Source organism: Variovorax sp. SG517, assembly GCF_013376045.1.
Taxonomy (GTDB): domain Bacteria; phylum Pseudomonadota; class Gammaproteobacteria; order Burkholderiales; family Burkholderiaceae_C; genus Variovorax.
Map to the genome: position 1 here is coordinate 241,343 of NZ_JABMJG010000005.1, position 19,066 is coordinate 260,408.

Below are 19,066 nucleotides of genomic sequence, written 5' to 3' on the forward strand. Positions count from 1 at the left end.
CTATCTGCGTCCCACCAGCACGCGGTCGAGCCCGTACACGCGGTCGAGCAGCACCATCGCGAAGGCCGTCACCGCCACCATCAGCGCCGACACGGCGGCCATCAGCGGGTCGATGGATTCGGTCGCATACATGTACATGCGCACCGGCAGCGTCACGGTGCTCGGCGAGGTGACGAAGATCGACATCGTCACTTCGTCGAAGCTGTTGATGAACGACAGCATCCAGCCGCCAGTCACGCCCGGCAGGATCATCGGCAGCGTGATGCGGCGGAACACCGTGGCCTGGCTCGCGCCCAGCGAGAGCGCGGCCTGCTCGGCGCTGCGGTCGAAGCCCACCAGCGCCGCCACCACCAGCCGCAGCGTGTAGGGCGTGACGATGAGCGCATGCGCCAGCACCAGCCAGCCGAAGCTGCCCGTGCCGCCCACCAGCGAGAACAGGCGCAGCAGCGCCACGCCCAGCACCAGGTGCGGAACGATCAGCGGTGACAGGAACAGGCCGTTCAAGAAGTCGCGCCCCGGAAACTCGTAGCGCGTGATCGCCATGCCGGCCGGCACCGCCAGCAGCGTCGCGATGGTGGCCGAACTCAGCGCGAGCCACAGGCTGTTCCAGAACGACTGCACGAAGTCGGGGTGCGCGAACACCGCCTCGAACCAGCGCAGCGAGAAATGCGTGGTCGGGATGGTCAGCGTGTTCTCGGGCGTGAACGCCACCACGCACACCACCACCAGCGGCGCCAGCATGAAGACGATGACGAGCGCGTTGAACGCGAGGGCGATGGGGCCGTTCTTGTTCATCGGTTCACCCCAATGCCTTCTTGTAGCGGCCTTCGACCAGGCGGTTGTAGCTGAGCATCACAGCCAGGTTGGCGACGAGCAGCACCAGCGCCACAGCAGCACCCAGTGGCCAGTTGAGTTCGCTCAGGTACTCGTCGTAGACGATGGTTGCGACCATCTTCAGCCGCCGGCCGCCCAGCAGCCCCGGAATCGCGAAGGAGCTCGCCGCCAGCCCGAAGACGATCAGGCTGCCCGAGAGAATGCCCGGCATCACCTGCGGCAGCACGATGCGCCGCAGCGTGGTGAAGGGCGTGGCGTTGAGCGACAGGGCCGCGTTCTCCACGCCGGGGTCGAGCTTCTGCAGCGAGGTCCACACCGGGATCACCATGAAGGGCAGCATCACGTGCACCAGCGCGATGACCACCGCCGCGCTGGTGTAGAGGATCTTCACCGGCCCTATGCCCACGAGTTGCAGCAGCCCGTTCACCGCGCCCTCGGGGCCCAGCAGCATGCTCCAGCCGAAGGCCCGCACCACCACCGACACCAGCAGCGGCGCCAGCACCACCAGCAGCAGCACCGAGCGCCACGGGTTGCGCATGCGGCTGAGCACATACGCTTCGGGCGCGCCGATCAGCACGCAGATCAGCGTGACCAGCGCCGAGACCCAGAAGGTGCGCCAGAAGATGCCGAGGTAGTACGAATCGGAGAACACCAGCGCGTAGTGCGCGAGCGTGAACTCGCCCGACTTCGGTCCGGTGGCCGGGTCGTAGACGTTGAACGACAGCACGGCGGTGAGCCCGAGCGGCACCAGCAGCAGCACCGTGAACAGCAGCAGCGCGGGGCCGGAGAGCCACCACGGCGTGGCCTTGCTCTTCGAAGTGCTCATGCCGCGACAGCCTTTTCATCGGCCGGCAGCAGCCGCATGCAGTGCGCCGGCCAGTCGATGCCGGTGCGGCTGCCTTCGGCGAGCGCCTCGCGCCCGTCGTTGGGGCTCAGCACCATGAGCTCGCCGACCGAAGTCGCCACGCGGTAGAGCCACTGGCTGCCGAGGAAGAAACGCTCCAGCACCTCGCCGTCGATGCGGCCGCTACCCGGCGCCACCAGTTGGAGCTTCTCGGGCCGCACGCTCAGCAGCGCGCCCGCGTTCAGGTCGAAGCCGGTGTCGTCCACGTCGAGCGAGAGCGCGCCCACCTCCACGCAGGTGCGGCCGGGGCCGCTGCCCGACACGCGGCAGTCCAGCAGGTTGGCCTTGCCGACGAAGGTGGAGATGAAGCGCGTGCCCGGATGCTCGTACACGCGCTGCGGATGGTCGATCTGCGTGGCGCGGCCGCCTTCCATCACCACCACGCGGTCGCTGATCGACATGGCCTCGCTCTGGTCGTGCGTGACCATCACCGTGGTGGTGCCGACCTTGCGCTGGATCTGGCGCAGCTCGAACTGCATCTCCTCGCGCAGCTTGGCGTCGAGGTTCGACAGCGGCTCGTCCAGCAGCAGCACCGGCGGCTCGATCACCAGTGCGCGCGCCAGCGCCACGCGCTGCCGCTGGCCGCCCGAAAGCTCGCGCGGGTAGCGCGCGGCGTGCTGCTCGAGGTGCACCAGCGCCAGCGCCTGCTTCACGCGCTCGGTGCGCTCCGCCCTGGGCATCTTGCGCATCTCGAGGCCGAAGCTCACGTTGTCGGCCACCGTCATGTGCGGGAAGAGGGCGTAGGTCTGGAACACGATGCCCAGCCCGCGCGTGTTGGCCTTGGCGTGCGTGATGTCCTTGCCCGCGAGCTCGATGCGGCCGCCGCTCACCGCCTCGAAGCCCGCGATCATCTGGAGCGTGGTCGTCTTGCCGCAGCCCGAGGGACCGAGCAGCGAGACGAACTCGCCCTTTTCCACCGAGAGATTCATGTCCGTCACCGCACGGGTGGCGCCATAGAACTTGGTCACGTCGGTGAGCCGCAGGAATGACATGGAACGGGCCTTTCTTCGGGGGCGAAAAGATGGCTTGAGGCACCTTGCTTCGACTTGGTGCGGGCCATGGACAGCTTGCTGTTCTTGATTCACTCTATTGCAACGATTGAGCCAGATCGCCTCGGGTATTCCACTAATCAGAATATTTCTTTAATTTATTCCGTTCAACGGAATATGATGAGCGCGGTCGATCAATCGAATTCCGCAGGAGGAAGGTATGGAGAGCTCTTCGGCGAACACCCCGGCCGGCGCAGGGGCGGGCGCGGCGGCCAGCGGCGGCGTGCCGCGCGTCTTTTCGGTGATCCGCGCGCTCGGTGCGGTGCAGGCCGAAGGCGGCCGCGTGACACAGATCGCACGATCCGTGGGCCTCACCCAGGCCACCACGCACCGGCTGCTGCAGTCGCTCATGGCCGAAGGCATGGTCGAGCAGGACGAGCGCAGCAAGCTCTACCGCCTGAGCATCGATTTCTTCGCGCTGGCCGCGAGCGCCGGCAATCCCGGCGACCTGCGCTCCATCTGCCGCCCCGTGCTGCTGCGCCTGTGCGCGAGCCTCGGCGACAGCATCTTCCTGCTGGCGCGCAGCGGCTTCGACGCCGTGTGCCTTGACAGGAGCGAAGGGCCCTTTCCCATCCGCTCCTTCACCGGCGACATCGGCGGGCGCATCGCGCTGGGCGTGGGGCAGGGCGCGCTCGCGATCCTGGCCTTCCTGCCCGAGGCCGAGCGCGAGGAGGTGATCCGCTTCAATCTCTCGCGCGTGCGCGAGTACGGCGTGTACGACGAGGTCTACCTGCGCACCGAGATCGAGCGCGTTCGCCAGGCGGGCTACGCGGGCCGCAACACCGGCCTGCTCGAAGGCATGGCCGGCGTGGCCGTGCCCATCCTCGACCGCGAAGGCCGCGCGGTGGCGGCGCTCAGCGTGGGCACCATCGCCGACCGGCTCAACGCCGACCGCATGCCGACGGTGGTGGAGCTGCTCAAACGCGAGGCGGCGGCGATCGGGCCGAGGATCAATCCCTTCGATGCGACGCTGAGGCGGCCGGCGCAGAGCCTGGCGAGTTCGCCGGCGGGGCAGAAGATTCCTTTGCCCGAGGCCTCGGGGCCGGGTTGAGCAAGGAGCCGACCATGAACAACCCCTCGATCCTCTACCCCGTCTTCGCCCTCGCGGCCCTCACCGGCATGGTGCTGCTGCTCATCCCCTTCACGCGCGTGCGCGCCGTGCTGCGCCGCGAAGTCCGGGCGGCCGACTTCAGGCTGGGCGAGTCGGCTGCGGTTCCGGACGCCGTGCGCATTCCCAACCGCAACTACATGAACCTGTTGGAGCTGCCGATGCTGTTCTATGTGGTGTGCCTGGTCTTCTACGTGGCGGCGCAGCCAACGCCCGCGGCGGTGTGGCTGGCCTGGGCCTACGTGGGGCTGCGGGCGCTGCACAGCGCGGTGCACCTGACCTACAACCACGTGCTGCACCGGCTGGGCGTGTTCGCGGCGAGCAATGTGGTGTTGGTCGCGCTGTGGATCCTGGCGGCCGCCCGGTTGGTGCGCTAGGCGCACGTCAACGGCCCGGGATCCTTCCTGAAACGCATCAGGTCCTTCCATATTTTCATTAGGCAATCGGGCGGGATTCGCTGATATTGGCCGGATCAGGCCTCCCGCTGCCTTCCCGTGTTTCCCTTCATCTGTCCCCCGGAGCGCTCATGTCCGAAGCCCAAACCTCTCTTCCCGTCGCCACCGAAGTCGAACAGCTGCTGCAGCGCCTGGGCGTGCCCCGCCTGGCCCACACCGGCGGCGAGCTGACGGTGCGTTCGCCCGTCAGCGGCGAGGTGGTGGCGCAGGTGTCGCAGACCACGCCGGCCGAGGCCACGGCGGTGATCGGCCGCGCGCACGAGGCCTTCAAGGCCTGGCGCAACGTGCCGGCGCCGCGCCGCGGCGAGCTGGTGCGCCTGCTGGGCGAAGAGCTGCGCGCCGCCAAGGCCGACCTGGGCCGCCTCGTCACGCTGGAGGCCGGCAAGATCCCCTCCGAGGGCGCGGGCGAGGTGCAGGAGATGATCGACATCTGCGACTTCGCGGTCGGCCTCTCGCGCCAGATCTACGGCCTTACGCTGGCTACCGAGCGCGCCGAGCACCGCATGATGGAAACCTGGCACCCGCTGGGCGTGTGCGGCGTGATCTCGGCCTTCAACTTCCCGGTGGCCGTGTGGTCGTGGAACGCGGCGCTGGCGCTGGTGTGCGGCGACCCGGTGGTGTGGAAGCCCTCCGAGAAGACGCCGCTGACCGCGCTGGCCGTGCATGCCATCGCGCAGCGCGCCCTCGAGCGTTTCGGCGATGCGCCCCAAGGCCTGCTGGGCCTGCTGCTGGGCCAGCGCGACATCGGCGAGGTGCTGGTGGACGACCACCGCGTGCCCGTTCTCTCGGCCACCGGCTCGACCGCCATGGGCCGCCAGGTGGGGCCGAAGCTGGCCGCGCGCTTCGCCCGCGCCATCCTGGAACTCGGCGGCAACAACGCCGCCATCGTCACGCCCTCGGCCGACCTCGACCTCGCGCTGCGCGGCATCGCCTTCGCCGCGATGGGCACGGCCGGCCAGCGCTGCACCACGCTGCGGCGCCTCTTCGTGCACGAGAGCGTGTACGACCAGCTGGTGCCCAAGCTTGCCAAGGTCTACGGCAACGTACAGGTGGGCGATCCGCGCGAGGCCGGCACGCTGGTCGGTCCGCTGATCGACCGCGCGGCCTTCGACGGCATGCAGAAGGCGCTCTCCGAAAGCCGCGAGATCGGCGCCAAGGTGCACGGCGGCCAGCGCGTGGAGGGTATCGGCACGAGCGACGCCTACTACGTGCGCCCCGCGCTGGTGGAGCTGAAGTCGCATGAGGGCCCCGTGCTGCGCGAGACCTTCGCGCCCATCCTCTACGTGGTGCGCTACAGCTCGCTCGACGAGGCCATCGAGCAGCACAACGCGGTGGGCGCGGGCCTGTCGTCGTCGATCTTCACGCTGAACATGCGCGAGGCCGAGCGCTTCATGTCGAGCTCGGGCTCCGACTGCGGCATCGCCAACGTCAACATCGGCCCGAGCGGCGCCGAGATCGGCGGTGCCTTCGGCGGCGAGAAGGAAACCGGCGGCGGACGCGAGGCCGGCTCCGACAGCTGGAAGGCGTACATGCGCCGCGCCACCAACACCATCAACTACTCGACCGCGCTGCCCCTCGCGCAGGGCGTGACCTTCGACATCGGCGACTGACCGATCGCTTTCCGGACTGCCCGGGCCTGCCGCTTCGCGCGGCGAGGCGGGCAGCCGCATGCCTTCACTGCAACCAGAACCACAACCAGGAGACAGAAGAAATGAGGATTTCCTTCAAGGCCATCGCCGCAGCAGCCGGCCTGCTCGTGTTTTCGTTCGGCGCCACCGCGCAGACCGCCGCCACCGCCGGCACGCTCGACAAGATCAAGTCCAGCGGCAAGGTGGTGCTGGGCGTGCGCGAGGCCTCGCCGCCCATGGCCTACATGCTGGGCGCGGGCGAGAAGTACGTGGGCTACCACGTCGAGCTGTGCGAGCGCGTGCTGAAGGAGATCGCGCCGCAGGCGAAGCTGGAGTACATGGCCGTGACCGCGCAGAACACGATTCCGCTGGTGCAGAACGGCACGCTCGACATCGGCTGCGGCCCCACCACCAACAACACCGCGCGCCAACAGCAGGTGGCCTTCGCGCTCACCACCTACGTGAGCGAGGTGCGCATGGCCACCAGGGTCGACTCGGGCATCGCCAACCTCGACCAGCTCGCGGGCCGCAACGTTTCGGCCTCCACCGGCACCACCGCGGTGCAGCTGCTGCGCAAGCGCGAGCGGGCGCAGAACGTCTCGTACAACACCATGCTCGGCAAGGACCATCTCGAGAGCTTCCTCCTGATGGAGTCGGGCCGCGCCGATGCCTTCGTGCTCGACGACAACCTGCTGGCCGGGATCATCGCCAACTCGAAGAACCCCTCGGCCTACCGCATCGTGGGCGAGCCGCTGGGCTCGGAGCCGATCGCGCTGCTGTTCCGCAAGGACGACCCGGCCTTCAAGTCGGCGGTGGACGACTCGCTGCGCCGCATGATGAAGAGCGGCGAGCTCGAGAAGATCTACACCAAGTGGTTCGTCGCGGCCATCCCGCCGAAGAACACCAGCCTGAACCTGCCGATGAGCGCGACGCTGAAGCAGCTCATCGCCGAACCCAACGACAAGCCGCTGGAGGCCTACGCCAAGTGACCGCCGATACCGCCACCTCCATTGCCTTCGAGCCCGCGCAGCGCATACGCGCCATCGGCGTCTCGGAGATCCTGCGCATCACCGACCACGCCAACGCGCTCAAGCGCGCCGGCCGCCCGGTGATCGTGCTGGGCGCGGGCGAGCCCGACTTCGACACGCCGCAGAACGTGCGCGACGCCGCCGTGCAGGCCATCGGCAGAGGCGACACGCGCTACACCGTGCTCGACGGCAGCCCGGCGATGAAGGCGGCGGTGCAGCTCAAGTTCAGGCGCGACAACGCCCTCGACTTCGCGCTCGACGAGATCAGCGTGAGCGCAGGCGCCAAGCAGGTGATCTTCAACGCGCTGATGGCCAGCCTGGACCCGGGCGACGAAGTCATCCTGCCCGCGCCGTACTGGACCTCTTACGCCGACATCGTGCAGATCTGCGGCGGCGTGCCGGTGCCCGTGGCCGGCACCGAGGCCAACGGCTTCCGGCTCGACGCCGCGCAGCTCGAGGCGGCGATCACGCCGCGCACGCGCTGGCTGTTCCTGAACTCGCCCTCGAACCCGAGCGGCGCGGCCTACAGCGCCGACCAGCTCAAGCCGCTGTGCGAGGTGCTGCTGCGCCATCCGCGGGTCTGGGTGCTGGCGGACGACATCTACGAACACATCCTCTACGACGGATTGGCCTTCGCCACGCCGGTGGCGGTGGAGCCGCGGCTGCGCGAACGCACGCTGACGGTGAACGGCGTGTCCAAGGCCTATGCGATGACCGGCTGGCGCGTGGGCTACGGCGCCGGTCCGCGCGCACTGATCGCTGCCATGGCCGTGGTGCAGAGCCAGACCACGTCCTGCCCCTCGTCGATCAGCCAGGCAGCCGCCATCGAGGCGCTGACCGGGCCGCAGGACATCGTGGCCCAGCGCTGCGCCGACTTCCAGGCGCGGCGCGACTTCGTGGTCGCCGCGCTGAACCGCGCGCCGGGGCTGCACTGCCGCGTGCCCGAAGGCGCGTTCTATACCTTCGCGAGCTGCGCCGGTGTGCTCGGCAGGCGGACGCGCGGCGGCATGCTGCTGCAGACCGACAGCGATTTCTGCCGCTACCTGCTGCAGGACTTCGAGGTGGCGGTGGTGCCGGGCAGCGTGTTCGGGCTGGCGCCGTATTTCCGCATTTCGTATGCGACCTCGATGGCGCAGCTGGAAGAGGCATGCAAGCGCATCCAGGCTGCCTGCGAGGCGCTGGAATGAACCCGCTTTTCTCCTTCCCCCGCTGGGGGAGGGCAGGGGTGGGGGCAGGCGGCGTATCCGGTGCCGCGGGCTTTTCCATCGCCGCTTGCCCCCATCCCAACCTTCCCCCAGAGGGGGAAGGAGCGATACCCGACACCTTCATCACATCGGAAAACCCATGACCACACCCCGCACCGGCGGCCAGATCCTGGTCGACCAGCTCGTCACCCACGGTGTCGAGCAGCTCTTCTGCGTGCCCGGCGAGAGCTTTCTCGCCGTGCTCGACGCACTGCACGACGCCTCCATCGAAGTGACCGTGTGCCGCCAGGAAGGCGGCGCGACGATGATGGCCGAGGCGCAGGGCAAGCTCACCGGCAGGCCGGGCGTGTGCTTCGTGACGCGCGGGCCGGGCGCCACCAATGCGTCGGCCGGGGTGCACATCGCGCACCAGGATTCGACGCCGCTCTTGCTCTTCGTCGGCCAGGTCGCGCGCGAGGCGCTGGGCCGCGAGGCCTTCCAGGAGCTGGACTACGGCGCGGTGTTCGGCACCATGGCCAAGTGGGTGGTGCAGATCGACGACCCGGCGCGCGTGCCCGAGCTGGTGTCGCGCGCCTTCCATGTCGCGACCTCGGGCCGCCCGGGTCCGGTAGTGATCGCGCTGCCGGAGGACATGCTGACCGAGGCCGCGACGGTGGCCGACGCGCAGCCCTACGCCGTCAGTGAAACGTACCCCGGCCCGGCACAGATCGCCGAGCTGCAGCAGCGGCTGTCGCAGGCGCAGCGGCCGGTGGTCGTCGTGGGCGGCAGCCGCTGGTCGGAGAAGGCGTCGCGTCAGTTCGCGGACTTCGCGGCGGCCTTCTCGCTGCCCGTGTACTGCTCGTTCCGCCGGCAGATGCTGATGTCGGCCGATCACCCCTGCTATGCGGGCGACCTCGGCCTGGGCGTCAATCCGAAGATGCTGGAGCGCATCCGCAATGCCGACCTGATCCTGCTGGCCGGCGGGCGCCTGTCGGAAGTGCCCTCGCAGGGCTACGAGCTGCTGTCCATTCCGCAGCCGAAGCAGGCGCTGGTGCACGTGCATGCCGATGCCGACGAGCTGGGCAAGCTGTATCGCCCGGCGCTGGGCATCCACGCCACGCCGCAGGCCTTCGCCGAGGCCGTTTCCACGCTGCGCCCTGCACAGGTGCCGGCCTGGCAGGCGGAGACGAAGGCCGCGCGCGAAGACTTCCTGCGCTGGAGCGACCCGTCGCCCATCCGCATTCCGGGCCCGCTGCAGATGGGCGAGGTCATGAAGCACCTGCGCGAGGTGCTGCCGGCCGACACCATCTTCTGCAACGGCGCGGGCAACTTCGCCACCTGGGTGCACCGCTTCTGGCCGTTCCGCGCGTATGCCAGCCAGCTCGCGCCCACCAGCGGCTCGATGGGCTACGGCCTGCCGGCCGGGATCGGCGCCAAGCGGCTGTGGCCGCAGCGCGAGGTGGTGGTGTTCGCGGGCGACGGCGACTTCATGATGCACGGCCAGGAGTTCGCGACCGCCGTGCAGTACGGCCTGCCGATCATCGTGGTGCTGCTGGACAACGCCATGTACGGCACCATCCGCATGCACCAGGAAAGGCACTACCCGGGCCGCATCAGTGCCACGCAGCTGAAGAACCCCGACTTCCGCGGCTACGCGGAGGTGTTCGGCGGGCACGGCGAGCGCGTGACCAGCACCGAAGAATTCGGCCCCGCACTCGCCCGCGCACGCGCCAGCGGCAAGCCGGCGATCCTGCATTGCCTGTTGGACCCGGAGGCCATCACGCCGGGCAGCACGCTGCAATCGATCCGCAAGGCCGCTCTGGAGGGCTGAGCACTCTCCCAGGCTTCGCGCACTTCGTGTCGCGCGCGCCTTCCCCCTCGCCGGGGGCGACACCTGCGGCCCGGCAAAGCCGGTTCCCCGGTGTCCCGCGAACTGGCAGCCCTTCAGCGCAGGCCGCCGACGTACCGGGGTGGGGGCGTGGGCGGCTGGCCGTCGGGCTGGCGTGCCGCCAGGCGCGCGGCGCGGGCCAGCGGCTCCATCGCCTGCTCCAGCCGGGTGGCGAGAAGGTAGAGCTCCTCGTCCTTGGTGTCGGCCGCGTGTGCGCGGGTCATGCGCACGATCTCGGCGGCGTACTCGGCGTTGGTCGCCATCCATTCGGTGTCGGTCACGCGGCCGTGCTTTCGCCGCAGCGCCACATGAAGGCGGGCGGCGAGGGCGATGCGTTCGCTTTCGGACATGGATGGCGACATGGCTTGTTTCCTCCGTCGGTGGGTCAGCTGCTCCCGAGATGTTCCCTGTGCTGTGCAAGATCGAGGCCCAGCAGTTCGCTGTCGGCATCGACGCGCAGGCCGACGATGACGTGCACCAGGAACAGCACCACTGCCGTTCCTGTCGCACTGAAGATGGCCACGCTGCCGACCGCGATCGCCTGCGTCAGCACGTCGCCCGTGGCGCCGGAGACGCGCGGGTCGGCGAACACGCCGGTCAGCAGCGCGCCCACGATGCCGCCGATGCCGTGCACGCCGAACACGTCGAGCGAGTCGTCCGCCCCCAGCAGGTGCTTCAGGCCGGTGGCGCCCCAGTAGCAGGCCAGCCCCGCGATGGCGCCGATGGCCAGCGCCGCCGGCGGCGTGACGAAACCGGCCGCCGGGGTGATGGCCACCAGCCCCGCCACGAGGCCCGAGCACAGGCCCAGCAGCGAGGGACTGCGCCGCACGATCCATTCGCCGAGCATCCAGCTCATGGCGCCGGCGGCCGCCGCGATGTGCGTGACCAGCATCGCCAGCCCCGCGCGGCCGTCGGCCGCCACCGCCGAGCCGGCATTGAAGCCGAACCAGCCCACCCACAGCAGGCCGGCGCCGGTCATGGTGAAAGCCAGGTTGTAGGGCTCGAAGGCCTCGCGGCCGTAGCCCTTGCGCGAGCCCAGCGCGTAGGCGCACACCAGCCCCGCGATGCCGGCGTTGACGTGCACCACCGAGCCGCCCGCGAAGTCGAGCGCGCCCATCTGCGCGAGCCAGCCGCCGGGCTCCCACACCCAGTGCGCGACGGGCGCGTACACCAGCACGCTCCACAGCAGCGCGAACCACAGGATCGCCGAGAAGCGCATGCGCTCGACGAAGGCGCCGAGCACCAGCGCGGTGGTGATGATTGCGAAGGTCAGCTGGAACATCGCGTAGACCGACTCGGGCACGTTGGGCGCCACGTGGCTCACCGCGAGCTGCCCGGCCTCCTTCAGGTATTCGAAGCCCGAGAACCAGAAGCGCCCGGAGCCGCCGAGCCAGGGCCAGCCCTCGGTGAAGGCCAGCGAATAGCCCAGCGCGAACCAGGTCAGCGAGACCGTCGCGGCGATCGCCACCACCGCCGCCATGGTGGCCAGCACGTTCTTGCGGCGCACCATGCCCGCGTAGAAGAGAGCGATGCCGGGCAGCGTCATCAGCAGCACCAGCGCGGTCGAGGTCATCATCCATGCGGTGTCTGCCGCGTTGATGGAGGCTTGCGGTGCCAGGGCCATGGTCGCTTTCTTCTTCAAGTGGTGGACTCAGGCGCCCCGTGCACAAGTCGTGCCACGTCGTTAACTATCAGAAACACTTTGGTTTGCAAACCGGGCTTATTCGGTAAGGCAAAGCGGGTAATTCCCTATGCACTGAGGCGGTGCGTGCCCCTAAAGTCTGCGCACTCGCGAACGGGCCCTGCTCGTGTGCCGAGGGTCCGAGGAGACAAACCCCCCAAGCAACAATAAAAATTCTTCAAAGGCTCCGTACGAGATGCCTGTCCAAGCTTGAAAGGCGCCGCTGGTCGGCGCCTTTTTTATTTGCGCGGGGCTTGGGGCATCGGCCTTTCAAGCTACTTTTTCGATAGCACCGGGGTGAGACAATCCACGCCCTATGGAAATGCTGGTGGTCACGGGCGCCTCTGCGCTCGCGGGTTTTGTCGATTCGATCGTGGGCGGAGGCGGGCTGATCCTGGTGCCTGCGCTGTTCGCCGTTTTCCCGGGCGCACCGCCGGCGACCCTGCTGGGCACCAACAAGAGCGCTTCCATCTGGGGCACGGCCGCCGCCGCGGCCCAGTTCAGCCAGCGGGTGCAGATGCGCTGGGGCGCGCTGTGGCCGGCCGCGCTGCTCGGCTTCGTCGGCTCGATGCTGGGCGCCTGGGGCGTCACCATGTTCCCGGGCGACTTCCTGCGCAAGGCGCTGCCGCTCATCCTGCTGGGCGTGCTGCTCTACACGTTGGCGCGCAAGGACATGGGCCGCATGCATGCGCCGCGCTTCTCCGGCCGCGCCGAGACGCTGGCGGCCTGCACCATCGGCCTTTGCATCGGGCTGTACGACGGCTTCTTCGGCCCGGGCGCGGGCAGCTTCCTGGTGTTCCTCTTCGTGCGCTGGATGGGCTACGACTTCCTCAACGCCTCGGCCTCGGCCAAGATCATCAACACCCTGACCAACGCCGCCGCGCTGATCCTGCTGGCGGCCAAGGGCCATGTCTGGTGGCACTACGGACTGGTGATGGCGGTGGCCAACGTGGCCGGCAGCGTGCTGGGCACGCGGGTTGCGCTCAAGCACGGCGCGGGCTTCGTGCGGGTGGTGTTCATCGTGGTGGTGAGCGCGCTGATACTGAAGACCGCCTACGACGCATTCCTGAAATAACGAAGCAAGAAAGAAAGCCGCCCGATGTCCTCTCCCCAAGATCCCGTCGAGCGGCCCGCTCCCGTCGGCTTCTGGCAGGCCTTCGCCTACTGGCTCAAGCTGGGCTTCATCAGCTTCGGCGGCCCGGCCGGGCAGATCGCGCTGATGCACCAGGAACTGGTGGAGCGCAGGCGCTGGATCTCGGAGAAGCGCTTCCTGCACGCCCTCAACTACTGCATGCTGCTGCCCGGCCCCGAGGCCCAGCAGCTCGCCACCTACATCGGCTGGCTCATGCACCGCACCTGGGGCGGCATCGCAGCGGGGGTGCTGTTCGTGCTGCCCTCGCTCTTCATCCTGATCGCGCTCTCGTGGATCTACATGGCCTACGGGCAGGTGCCGGCGGTGGCGGGGCTGCTGTACGGCGTGAAGCCGGCGGTCACGGCCATCGTGCTGTTCGCGGCCTGGCGCATCGGCTCGCGGGTGCTGAAGAACCCCTGGCTCTGGGCGATTGCCGCCGCGGCCTTCGTGGCGATCTTCGCGCTGCAGCTGCCATTTCCGCTGATCGTGCTCGCGGCTGCGGCCATCGGCTACGTCGGCAGCCGGGTGGCGCCGCATCGCTTCGCGCCGGGCGGCGGCGGGCATGGCGCGGCGGGGGCGGCGGCCATCGGCCCGGCGCTCATCGACGACGACACGCCGACGCCCGCGCACGCGCGCTTCGGCTGGGGCCGCTTCTGGCGCGTGCTGGGCGTGTTCCTCGTGCTGTGGCTGAGCGGCATGGGCGCGCTCATGGCGTTGTACGGCTGGCACGGCACGCTCACGCAGATGGGCTGGTTCTTCACCAAGGCCGCCCTCATGACCTTCGGCGGCGCCTACGCGGTGCTGCCCTACGTGTTCCAGGGCGCGGTCGACCACTACGGCTGGCTGGGTGCCACGCAGATGATCGACGGCCTCGCGCTGGGCGAAACCACGCCGGGGCCGCTGATCATGGTGGTGTCGTTCGTGGGCTTCGTCGGCGGGTGGAACCAGGCGCTCTTCGGCGCCCACTCGCTCTTCGCGGCGGGTGCGGTGGCGGCGACGGTGGTGAGCTTCTTCACCTTCCTGCCGTCGTTCCTGTTCATCCTGCTGGGCGGGCCCTTCATCGAGTCGACGCACGGCAACCTGAAGCTCACCGCGCCGCTCACGGCCATCACGGCGGCGGTGGTGGGCGTGATCGTCAACCTGGCGGTGTTCTTCGCCTGGCACGTGCTGTGGCCCAAGGGCGCGGGTGGGGGCTTCGACGCGGCATCGGCGGCGATCGGGCTGATCGCCGCCGTGGCGCTGTTCCGCTTCAAGGCCGGGGTGATCCCGGTGGTGCTCGGGTCGGCCCTGATGGGGCTGGCGTGGCAGCTGTTGCTGCTGCCGTTGTTCGTGCGCTGAAGAGGATCAGTCCTCGACGAAGGCTTCTTCTCGCTTTGCCTTGATCGCCGGCAGCAGCACGATGCCCAGCAGCAGCGCCGCCGCGACCAGAAGCCCCGCCGACAGCGGCCGCGTGACGAACACGCTCCACGCCCCGCGCGACAGCAGCAGCGCACGGCGCAGGTTCTCTTCCATCATCGGCCCCAGGATGAAGCCCAGCAGCAGCGGCGCTGGCTCGGTGCGCAGCTTGATGAAGAGATAGCCGATGAAACCGAAGGCCGCCACCATCCACACGTCGAAGGTGTTGTTGTTGGTCGAGTACACGCCGATCGCGCAGAACAGAACGATGGCCGGGAACAGGAACTTGTAGGGCACCGTCAGCAGCTTGATCCACATGCCGATCAGTGGCAGGTTCAGGATGATCAGCATCGCGTTGCCGATCCACATCGAGGCGATCAGGCCCCAGAAGAGCTCCGGGTTGCTGGTCATGACCTGCGGGCCCGGCTGGATGTTGTGGATGGTCATTGCGCCCACCATCAGCGCCATCACCGCGTTGGGCGGAATGCCCAGCGTCAGCAGCGGGATGAAGGAGGTCTGCGCGCCGGCGTTGTTGGCTGACTCCGGCGATGCCACGCCGCGGATGTTGCCCTTGCCGAAGGGCACTTCGCCGGGGCGCATGCGGATCTTCTTTTCCAGCGCGTAGGAGGCGAAAGAAGCCAGCAGCGCGCCGCCGCCGGGCAGGATGCCCAGTGCGGAACCCAGCGCCGTGCCGCGAAGCACGGCGGGGAGCATGCGCTTGAAGTCGTCCTTGGTGGGCCACAGGCCCTTGACCTTGTGCGTGAACACCTCGCGCTCGTCGTCGGGCTGCGAGAGGTTGCCGATGATCTCGCCATAGCCGAACACGCCCATGGCGATGACCACGAAGCCGATGCCGTCGGTGAGCTCCGGAATGTCGAAGCTGTAGCGCGCCACGCCGGAGTTGACGTCGGTGCCCACGATGCCCAGCAAGAGGCCCAGCACGATCATCGCCACCGCCTTCAGCAGCGAGCCCGAGGCCAGCACCACCGCGCCGATCAGGCCCAGCACCATCAGCGAGAAATACTCGGCCGGGCCGAACTTGAAGGCCAGTTCGGTCAGCGGCGGCGCGAAGGCGGCCAGGATCAGCGTGCCGACGCAGCCCGCGAAGAACGAGCCCAGGCCCGCGGCGGCCAGCGCCGGGCCCGCTCGGCCCTGCCTGGCCATCTGGTAGCCGTCGATGCAGGTGACCACCGAGGACGACTCGCCCGGCAGGTTCACCAGAATGGCCGTGGTGGAGCCGCCGTACTGGGCGCCGTAATAGATGCCCGCCAGCATGATCAGCGCCGATACCGGCGGCAGCGCGTAGGTTGCCGGCAGAAGCATTGCGATGGTCGCAACGGGTCCGATGCCCGGCAGCACGCCGATCAGCGTGCCCAGGATGCAGCCGATCAGGCAGTACAGCAGGTTGGTGAAGGTGAACGCGACGCCGAAGCCGGTCGCGAGGTTGTTGAAGAGTTCCATGGCTGTGTTCTCCTCAACCCGAGATGAAGGTGGGCCACACCTGGATCTGCAGCTTGAGCGCCCAGATGAACGCCACGTAGCTGCCGGCCGCCAGGATGGTCGCGAGGATCAGCACGTCGCGCAGCTTGAAGTGCTCGCCCGCCATGCTGGAGATGATGGTGAGCGCGTAGATCGCGATGATCATTCCCATGGCCGGCAGCCCGATGCTGGGCAGCCCGCCCAGCAGCACGCCGAAGGCCAGGTTCGCGCCGAGCACGAAGGCCAGCGGCTTCCAGGCCCACTTGCCGATCGGGTCGCCGTCGGTGGTCTCCACCACCATCGCCTGGAACATGATGATCGCGCCCAGCACCGCCAGCAGGATGCCCAGCATGAGCGGGAAGTAGCCCGGCCCCATGCGCGCGCCGTCGCCGATGGTGTAGGTGGTGGCGCCGATGGCGAAGGCGCCGCCCACGGTGGTGAACATGACTCCTGAAAAGAAGTCGGCCTGACTCTTTATGCGCATGTCTCGCTCCTCTTGTTATGGAGGAAGGAGGGTCGATCCGCGGGCCTGACCGTTGGCTGACCAGCGCGGTACGAACAAATGCGTACCGCAGGGCAAGGGTTCTTCCCGGTTCGGGCGTTTTCCCCAATGAAAAAAGCTCCCGAAGGAGCTTTTTTCATTCAAGGGCCCGAAGGCCCTGGAGGCAGGAGGGAGGGCTCAGTAGCCGCCGCGGCCACCGCCGCCGTAGCCACCACCGCCGCCACCGTAGCCGCCGCCACCGCTGCGGTCGCCGCCGTAGCCACCGCGGTCGCCGCCGTAACCACCGCCGCCGCTGCGGCCGCCACCACCGTAGCCGCCACCACCACCGCCGCCGTAGCCGCCGCCACCGCTGCGGGGGGGACGGGCTTCCATCGGACGGGCTTCGTTCACCGTCAGGGCGCGGCCCTGCAGGGGCTGGCCGTTCATGGCTTCGATGGCTGCGAGTGCTTCGGCATCCGTGCCCATTTCGACGAAGCCGAAGCCCTTCGAACGGCCGGTGTCACGTTCCATCATGACCTTTGCGCTGACGATCGAGCCGAATTCGCCGAAGGCTTGCTCCAGATCGTTGTCGCGGATCGAGTAGGCGAGGTTGCCCACATAAAGTTTCTTGCCCATCAAGGGACTCCTATCAAACCAACAAAAAAAACAAAAAGCGATGGAGTCCCAGAATCACAACAAACAAGAACTGCGCTGTGGCGCGAAACTGACCGATCACCGAATTACGTGCACGGGAGCCGCGGGGGGCCCACTGACACGTAGCGACGATTATCCCGCCCGAATTGCAAAAATTGCGGCGAAATCTTGCGTCATCGGGTAACTCCCGGGTCGGAAGGGCGGTTTCGCAACGGTTTCAGCAGGCCGGAAAGCCCGTTGTGGTCTATTTCATGCATCAGCGCGAGCAATCGGCCAATTTCTCCCGAGGGAAAACCCTCGCGTGCAAACCAGCTCAGGTAATTGCCGGGCAAATCGGCAATCAGCGTGCCCTTGTACTTGCCGAAGGGCATTTCGAGCGTCACCAGCCGCTGCAGGTCTTCGGGGTTCATCGCGTGCTCAGCCTCCTGCGCGCTTGACCGTGTGGCCCAGCTTCGAGAGCGCGGCGATCACCGTCTCGCGGTGGTCGCCCTGGATCTCGATGACGCCGTCCTTCACCGTGCCGCCCGTGCCGCAGGCCGTCTTGAGCTGCTTGCCCAGCGCCAGCAGCGCCGCCGCGTCGAGCGCCACGCCCTTGACCACCGTCACGCCCTTGCCTTTTCTGCCCTTGGTCTCGTGCGATACACGCACAATGCCGTCGGTGGCCGGCGCGCGGGCCTGGCTCGCGAGTTCCTTGCAGCGGCACCGGGCCACGGGCTCGCCGCAGCCGGGGCACATGCGTCCGCCGCCGTCGGTGGAATACACCAGGGTGCTGCTGCCGGCCTGGCCGGCGCGCTGCTGTTTCATCGTCGACATCCGATACGCCTCTTCGTACTTTCTTTCGCTGGTTCCTGTTCTTCGCCTGCCGCGCTCATCAAACACATGTCATTCGATTCACTGGGCCTGTCCCCCGCGCTCGTGCAGGCTGCCGCCCGCCGTGGCTATGCCGCGCCGACCGCCATCCAGGCCGCGGCCATCCCCGCGATTCTGCAGGGCCGCGACCTGAGGGGCTCGGCGCAGACCGGTTCCGGAAAGACGGCCGCATTCTCCCTGCCGCTGCTGCAGCGCCTGGTTTCGGAGCGCCCGCAGGGCGCGCGCCGCGTGCGCGCCCTGGTGCTCGTGCCCACGCGCGAGCTCGCGGCCCAGGTCGGTGAGACTCTGCACGACCTGGCCCGGGACCTGCCCGAGCGCCCGAAGATCGTCACCGCCTTCGGCGGCGTGTCGATCAACCCGCAGATGATGAGCCTGCGCGGCGGCGCCGACATCGTCGTCGCCACGCCGGGCCGGCTGCTCGATCTGGCGGACCACAACGCGCTGAGGCTCGACGGCGTGGCCATGCTCGTGCTCGACGAGGCCGACCGCCTGTTCGACCTGGGCTTCGCCGACGAACTCGGCCGCATCCTCGAACAGCTGCCGAAGCGGCGCCAGAACCTGCTGTTCTCGGCCACCTTCCCGGGCGCCATCCAGGCGCTGGCCGACGGCATGCTGCACGAGCCGGCCCTGGTCGACGTCCAGGGCGAGCCCGGCACCGCGCCCGACATCGTGCAGCGCGTGATCGAGGTCGACCCCGGCCGCCGCACCCAGCTGCTGCGCCACCTGCTCAAGCAGCACGAGAACGAATGGGGCCGCGTGCTGGTCTTCGTCGCCACGCAGCATGCGGCCCAGACCGTGGCCGAGAAGCTCTACAGGAACGGCATCTACGCCGTGCCCTTCCACGGCGACATTGCGCAGGGCACGCGCGCCGACATCCTCTCGCAGTTCAGGCAGAGCCGCTGGGACGTGGTGGTCGCCACCGACCTCGCGGCGCGCGGGATCGACATCGCGCAGCTGCCCGTGGTCATCAACTACGACCTGCCGCGCTCGCCCGCCGACTACATCCACCGCATCGGCCGCACGGGCCGCGCCGGCGAGAGCGGCCTGGCCATCAGCTTCGTGAGCGCGTCGACGCAGGCGCACTTCAGGGTGATCGAGAAACGCCACGGCCTGAAGCTGCCGCGCGAGCGCATCGAAGGCTTCGAGCCGGTGGAGGTGGCGCCGCCGCTGGTCGACGCGTCGGGCACGGGGGGCATCAAGGGCAAGCGGCCGAGCAAGAAGGACAAGCTGCGGGCGGCGGCGAAGGCCGCGCAGCCGCACGACGGCGAGGAATCCTGAAGAAATCCCTCGTCGGGC

The 19,066-nt window shown here is 68.5% G+C and carries 19 protein-coding genes; 9 read left to right on the forward strand and 10 right to left on the reverse strand.

The features are described from left to right. From FHT32_RS17055 to FHT32_RS17065, 3 genes are read right to left on the reverse strand one after another with little or no spacing between them, the layout of a single operon-like run. Window positions 1-795 (reverse strand): ABC transporter permease, encoded by a 795-nt coding sequence (locus FHT32_RS17055; RefSeq protein ID WP_176665789.1) that lies wholly within the window; start codon window positions 793-795, stop codon window positions 1-3. A gap of 4 nt (window positions 796-799) precedes the next feature. Then, on the reverse strand, window positions 800-1,660 hold the full coding sequence (locus FHT32_RS17060; protein ID WP_176665790.1) for an ABC transporter permease: 861 nt from the start codon (window positions 1,658-1,660) through the stop codon (window positions 800-802). Then, window positions 1,657-2,730, reverse strand: coding sequence for an ABC transporter ATP-binding protein (locus FHT32_RS17065; RefSeq protein ID WP_176665791.1), 1,074 nt, complete (start codon window positions 2,728-2,730; stop codon window positions 1,657-1,659). The genes FHT32_RS17060 and FHT32_RS17065 overlap by 4 nt, the downstream gene beginning before the upstream one ends. Before the next feature lie 217 nt (window positions 2,731-2,947). Between FHT32_RS17065 and FHT32_RS17070 the strand changes: the two genes are divergently transcribed. The 6 genes from FHT32_RS17070 to FHT32_RS17095 all read left to right on the forward strand — a co-directional run bounded on the left by FHT32_RS17070 (window position 2,948) and on the right by FHT32_RS17095 (window position 10,021). Next, window positions 2,948-3,838 (forward strand): IclR family transcriptional regulator, encoded by an 891-nt coding sequence (locus FHT32_RS17070; RefSeq protein ID WP_176665792.1) that lies wholly within the window; start codon window positions 2,948-2,950, stop codon window positions 3,836-3,838. Window positions 3,839-3,852: 14 nt separating this feature from the next. Next, on the forward strand, window positions 3,853-4,272 hold the full coding sequence (locus FHT32_RS17075; protein WP_176665793.1) for an MAPEG family protein: 420 nt from the start codon (window positions 3,853-3,855) through the stop codon (window positions 4,270-4,272). Between the two features lie 149 nt (window positions 4,273-4,421). After that, window positions 4,422-5,960: an aldehyde dehydrogenase family protein gene (locus FHT32_RS17080; protein ID WP_176665794.1), complete on the forward strand. Its 1,539-nt coding sequence runs from the start codon at window positions 4,422-4,424 to the stop codon at window positions 5,958-5,960. 101 nt (window positions 5,961-6,061) lie between these two features. Further along, on the forward strand, window positions 6,062-6,967 hold the full coding sequence (locus FHT32_RS17085; protein WP_176665795.1) for an amino acid ABC transporter substrate-binding protein: 906 nt from the start codon (window positions 6,062-6,064) through the stop codon (window positions 6,965-6,967). Next, entirely contained in the window at window positions 6,964-8,193 is a 1,230-nt protein-coding gene (locus FHT32_RS17090) for a pyridoxal phosphate-dependent aminotransferase (protein WP_176665796.1), read from the forward strand. Before FHT32_RS17085 ends, FHT32_RS17090 begins: the two co-directional genes overlap by 4 nt. A gap of 157 nt (window positions 8,194-8,350) precedes the next feature. Beyond that, window positions 8,351-10,021 carry a thiamine pyrophosphate-binding protein gene (locus tag FHT32_RS17095; protein ID WP_176665797.1) on the forward strand — a complete coding sequence of 557 codons (1,671 nt, stop codon included), beginning with the start codon at window positions 8,351-8,353 and terminating at the stop codon, window positions 10,019-10,021. A gap of 113 nt (window positions 10,022-10,134) precedes the next feature. Here FHT32_RS17095 and FHT32_RS17100 read toward each other — a convergent pair whose 3' ends face one another. Together FHT32_RS17100 and FHT32_RS17105 are read right to left on the reverse strand one after the other, a co-directional pair. Next, window positions 10,135-10,440, reverse strand: a complete 306-nt coding sequence (locus FHT32_RS17100; RefSeq protein ID WP_019655447.1) for a hypothetical protein — start codon at window positions 10,438-10,440, stop codon at window positions 10,135-10,137. A 23-nt stretch (window positions 10,441-10,463) separates the two neighbouring features. Beyond that, window positions 10,464-11,702 carry an ammonium transporter gene (locus tag FHT32_RS17105; protein WP_176665798.1) on the reverse strand — a complete coding sequence of 413 codons (1,239 nt, stop codon included), beginning with the start codon at window positions 11,700-11,702 and terminating at the stop codon, window positions 10,464-10,466. Between the two features lie 373 nt (window positions 11,703-12,075). Between FHT32_RS17105 and FHT32_RS17110 the strand changes: the two genes are divergently transcribed. Both FHT32_RS17110 and chrA read left to right on the forward strand, forming a co-directional pair. Continuing rightward, on the forward strand, window positions 12,076-12,834 hold the full coding sequence (locus FHT32_RS17110; protein ID WP_176665799.1) for a TSUP family transporter: 759 nt from the start codon (window positions 12,076-12,078) through the stop codon (window positions 12,832-12,834). Window positions 12,835-12,858: 24 nt separating this feature from the next. After that, a complete protein-coding gene (gene chrA, locus FHT32_RS17115; RefSeq protein WP_176665800.1) occupies window positions 12,859-14,229 on the forward strand; it encodes a chromate efflux transporter in 1,371 nt (456 codons plus the stop codon). A 6-nt stretch (window positions 14,230-14,235) separates the two neighbouring features. Here the strand turns inward: chrA and FHT32_RS17120 are convergent, their stop codons facing one another. The 5 genes from FHT32_RS17120 to FHT32_RS17140 form a co-directional block, all read right to left on the reverse strand. Beyond that, window positions 14,236-15,747, reverse strand: coding sequence for a tripartite tricarboxylate transporter permease (locus tag FHT32_RS17120; protein ID WP_176665801.1), 1,512 nt, complete (start codon window positions 15,745-15,747; stop codon window positions 14,236-14,238). A 13-nt stretch (window positions 15,748-15,760) separates the two neighbouring features. Continuing rightward, complete coding sequence (locus FHT32_RS17125; RefSeq protein WP_176665802.1) at window positions 15,761-16,249, reverse strand: tripartite tricarboxylate transporter TctB family protein; 489 nt, start codon at window positions 16,247-16,249, stop codon at window positions 15,761-15,763. 195 nt (window positions 16,250-16,444) lie between these two features. Further along, window positions 16,445-16,882 (reverse strand): RNA-binding protein, encoded by a 438-nt coding sequence (locus tag FHT32_RS17130; RefSeq protein WP_176665803.1) that lies wholly within the window; start codon window positions 16,880-16,882, stop codon window positions 16,445-16,447. 191 nt (window positions 16,883-17,073) lie between these two features. After that, window positions 17,074-17,310 (reverse strand): DUF3820 family protein, encoded by a 237-nt coding sequence (locus FHT32_RS17135; protein WP_176665804.1) that lies wholly within the window; start codon window positions 17,308-17,310, stop codon window positions 17,074-17,076. Between the two features lie 7 nt (window positions 17,311-17,317). Then, window positions 17,318-17,713 carry a translation initiation factor Sui1 gene (locus FHT32_RS17140; RefSeq protein ID WP_176665805.1) on the reverse strand — a complete coding sequence of 132 codons (396 nt, stop codon included), beginning with the start codon at window positions 17,711-17,713 and terminating at the stop codon, window positions 17,318-17,320. A gap of 66 nt (window positions 17,714-17,779) precedes the next feature. Between FHT32_RS17140 and FHT32_RS17145 the strand changes: the two genes are divergently transcribed. Then, window positions 17,780-19,048, forward strand: coding sequence for a DEAD/DEAH box helicase (locus tag FHT32_RS17145; RefSeq protein ID WP_176665806.1), 1,269 nt, complete (start codon window positions 17,780-17,782; stop codon window positions 19,046-19,048). Window positions 19,049-19,066 lie beyond the last annotated feature (18 nt).

Coding starts and splice junctions, on each gene's coding strand:
- FHT32_RS17055 (WP_176665789.1), bottom strand. CDS start 795: ATGAACAAGAACGGCCCCATCGCCCTCGCGTTCAACGCGCTCGTCATC.
- FHT32_RS17060 (WP_176665790.1), bottom strand. CDS start 1,660: ATGAGCACTTCGAAGAGCAAGGCCACGCCGTGGTGGCTCTCCGGCCCC.
- FHT32_RS17065 (WP_176665791.1), bottom strand. CDS start 2,730: ATGTCATTCCTGCGGCTCACCGACGTGACCAAGTTCTATGGCGCCACC.
- FHT32_RS17070 (WP_176665792.1), top strand. CDS start 2,948: ATGGAGAGCTCTTCGGCGAACACCCCGGCCGGCGCAGGGGCGGGCGCG.
- FHT32_RS17075 (WP_176665793.1), top strand. CDS start 3,853: ATGAACAACCCCTCGATCCTCTACCCCGTCTTCGCCCTCGCGGCCCTC.
- FHT32_RS17080 (WP_176665794.1), top strand. CDS start 4,422: ATGTCCGAAGCCCAAACCTCTCTTCCCGTCGCCACCGAAGTCGAACAG.
- FHT32_RS17085 (WP_176665795.1), top strand. CDS start 6,062: ATGAGGATTTCCTTCAAGGCCATCGCCGCAGCAGCCGGCCTGCTCGTG.
- FHT32_RS17095 (WP_176665797.1), top strand. CDS start 8,351: ATGACCACACCCCGCACCGGCGGCCAGATCCTGGTCGACCAGCTCGTC.
- FHT32_RS17100 (WP_019655447.1), bottom strand. CDS start 10,440: ATGTCGCCATCCATGTCCGAAAGCGAACGCATCGCCCTCGCCGCCCGC.
- FHT32_RS17105 (WP_176665798.1), bottom strand. CDS start 11,702: ATGGCCCTGGCACCGCAAGCCTCCATCAACGCGGCAGACACCGCATGG.
- FHT32_RS17110 (WP_176665799.1), top strand. CDS start 12,076: ATGGAAATGCTGGTGGTCACGGGCGCCTCTGCGCTCGCGGGTTTTGTC.
- chrA (WP_176665800.1), top strand. CDS start 12,859: ATGTCCTCTCCCCAAGATCCCGTCGAGCGGCCCGCTCCCGTCGGCTTC.
- FHT32_RS17120 (WP_176665801.1), bottom strand. CDS start 15,747: ATGGAACTCTTCAACAACCTCGCGACCGGCTTCGGCGTCGCGTTCACC.
- FHT32_RS17125 (WP_176665802.1), bottom strand. CDS start 16,249: ATGCGCATAAAGAGTCAGGCCGACTTCTTTTCAGGAGTCATGTTCACC.
- FHT32_RS17130 (WP_176665803.1), bottom strand. CDS start 16,882: ATGGGCAAGAAACTTTATGTGGGCAACCTCGCCTACTCGATCCGCGAC.
- FHT32_RS17135 (WP_176665804.1), bottom strand. CDS start 17,310: ATGAACCCCGAAGACCTGCAGCGGCTGGTGACGCTCGAAATGCCCTTC.
- FHT32_RS17140 (WP_176665805.1), bottom strand. CDS start 17,713: ATGTCGACGATGAAACAGCAGCGCGCCGGCCAGGCCGGCAGCAGCACC.
- FHT32_RS17145 (WP_176665806.1), top strand. CDS start 17,780: ATGTCATTCGATTCACTGGGCCTGTCCCCCGCGCTCGTGCAGGCTGCC.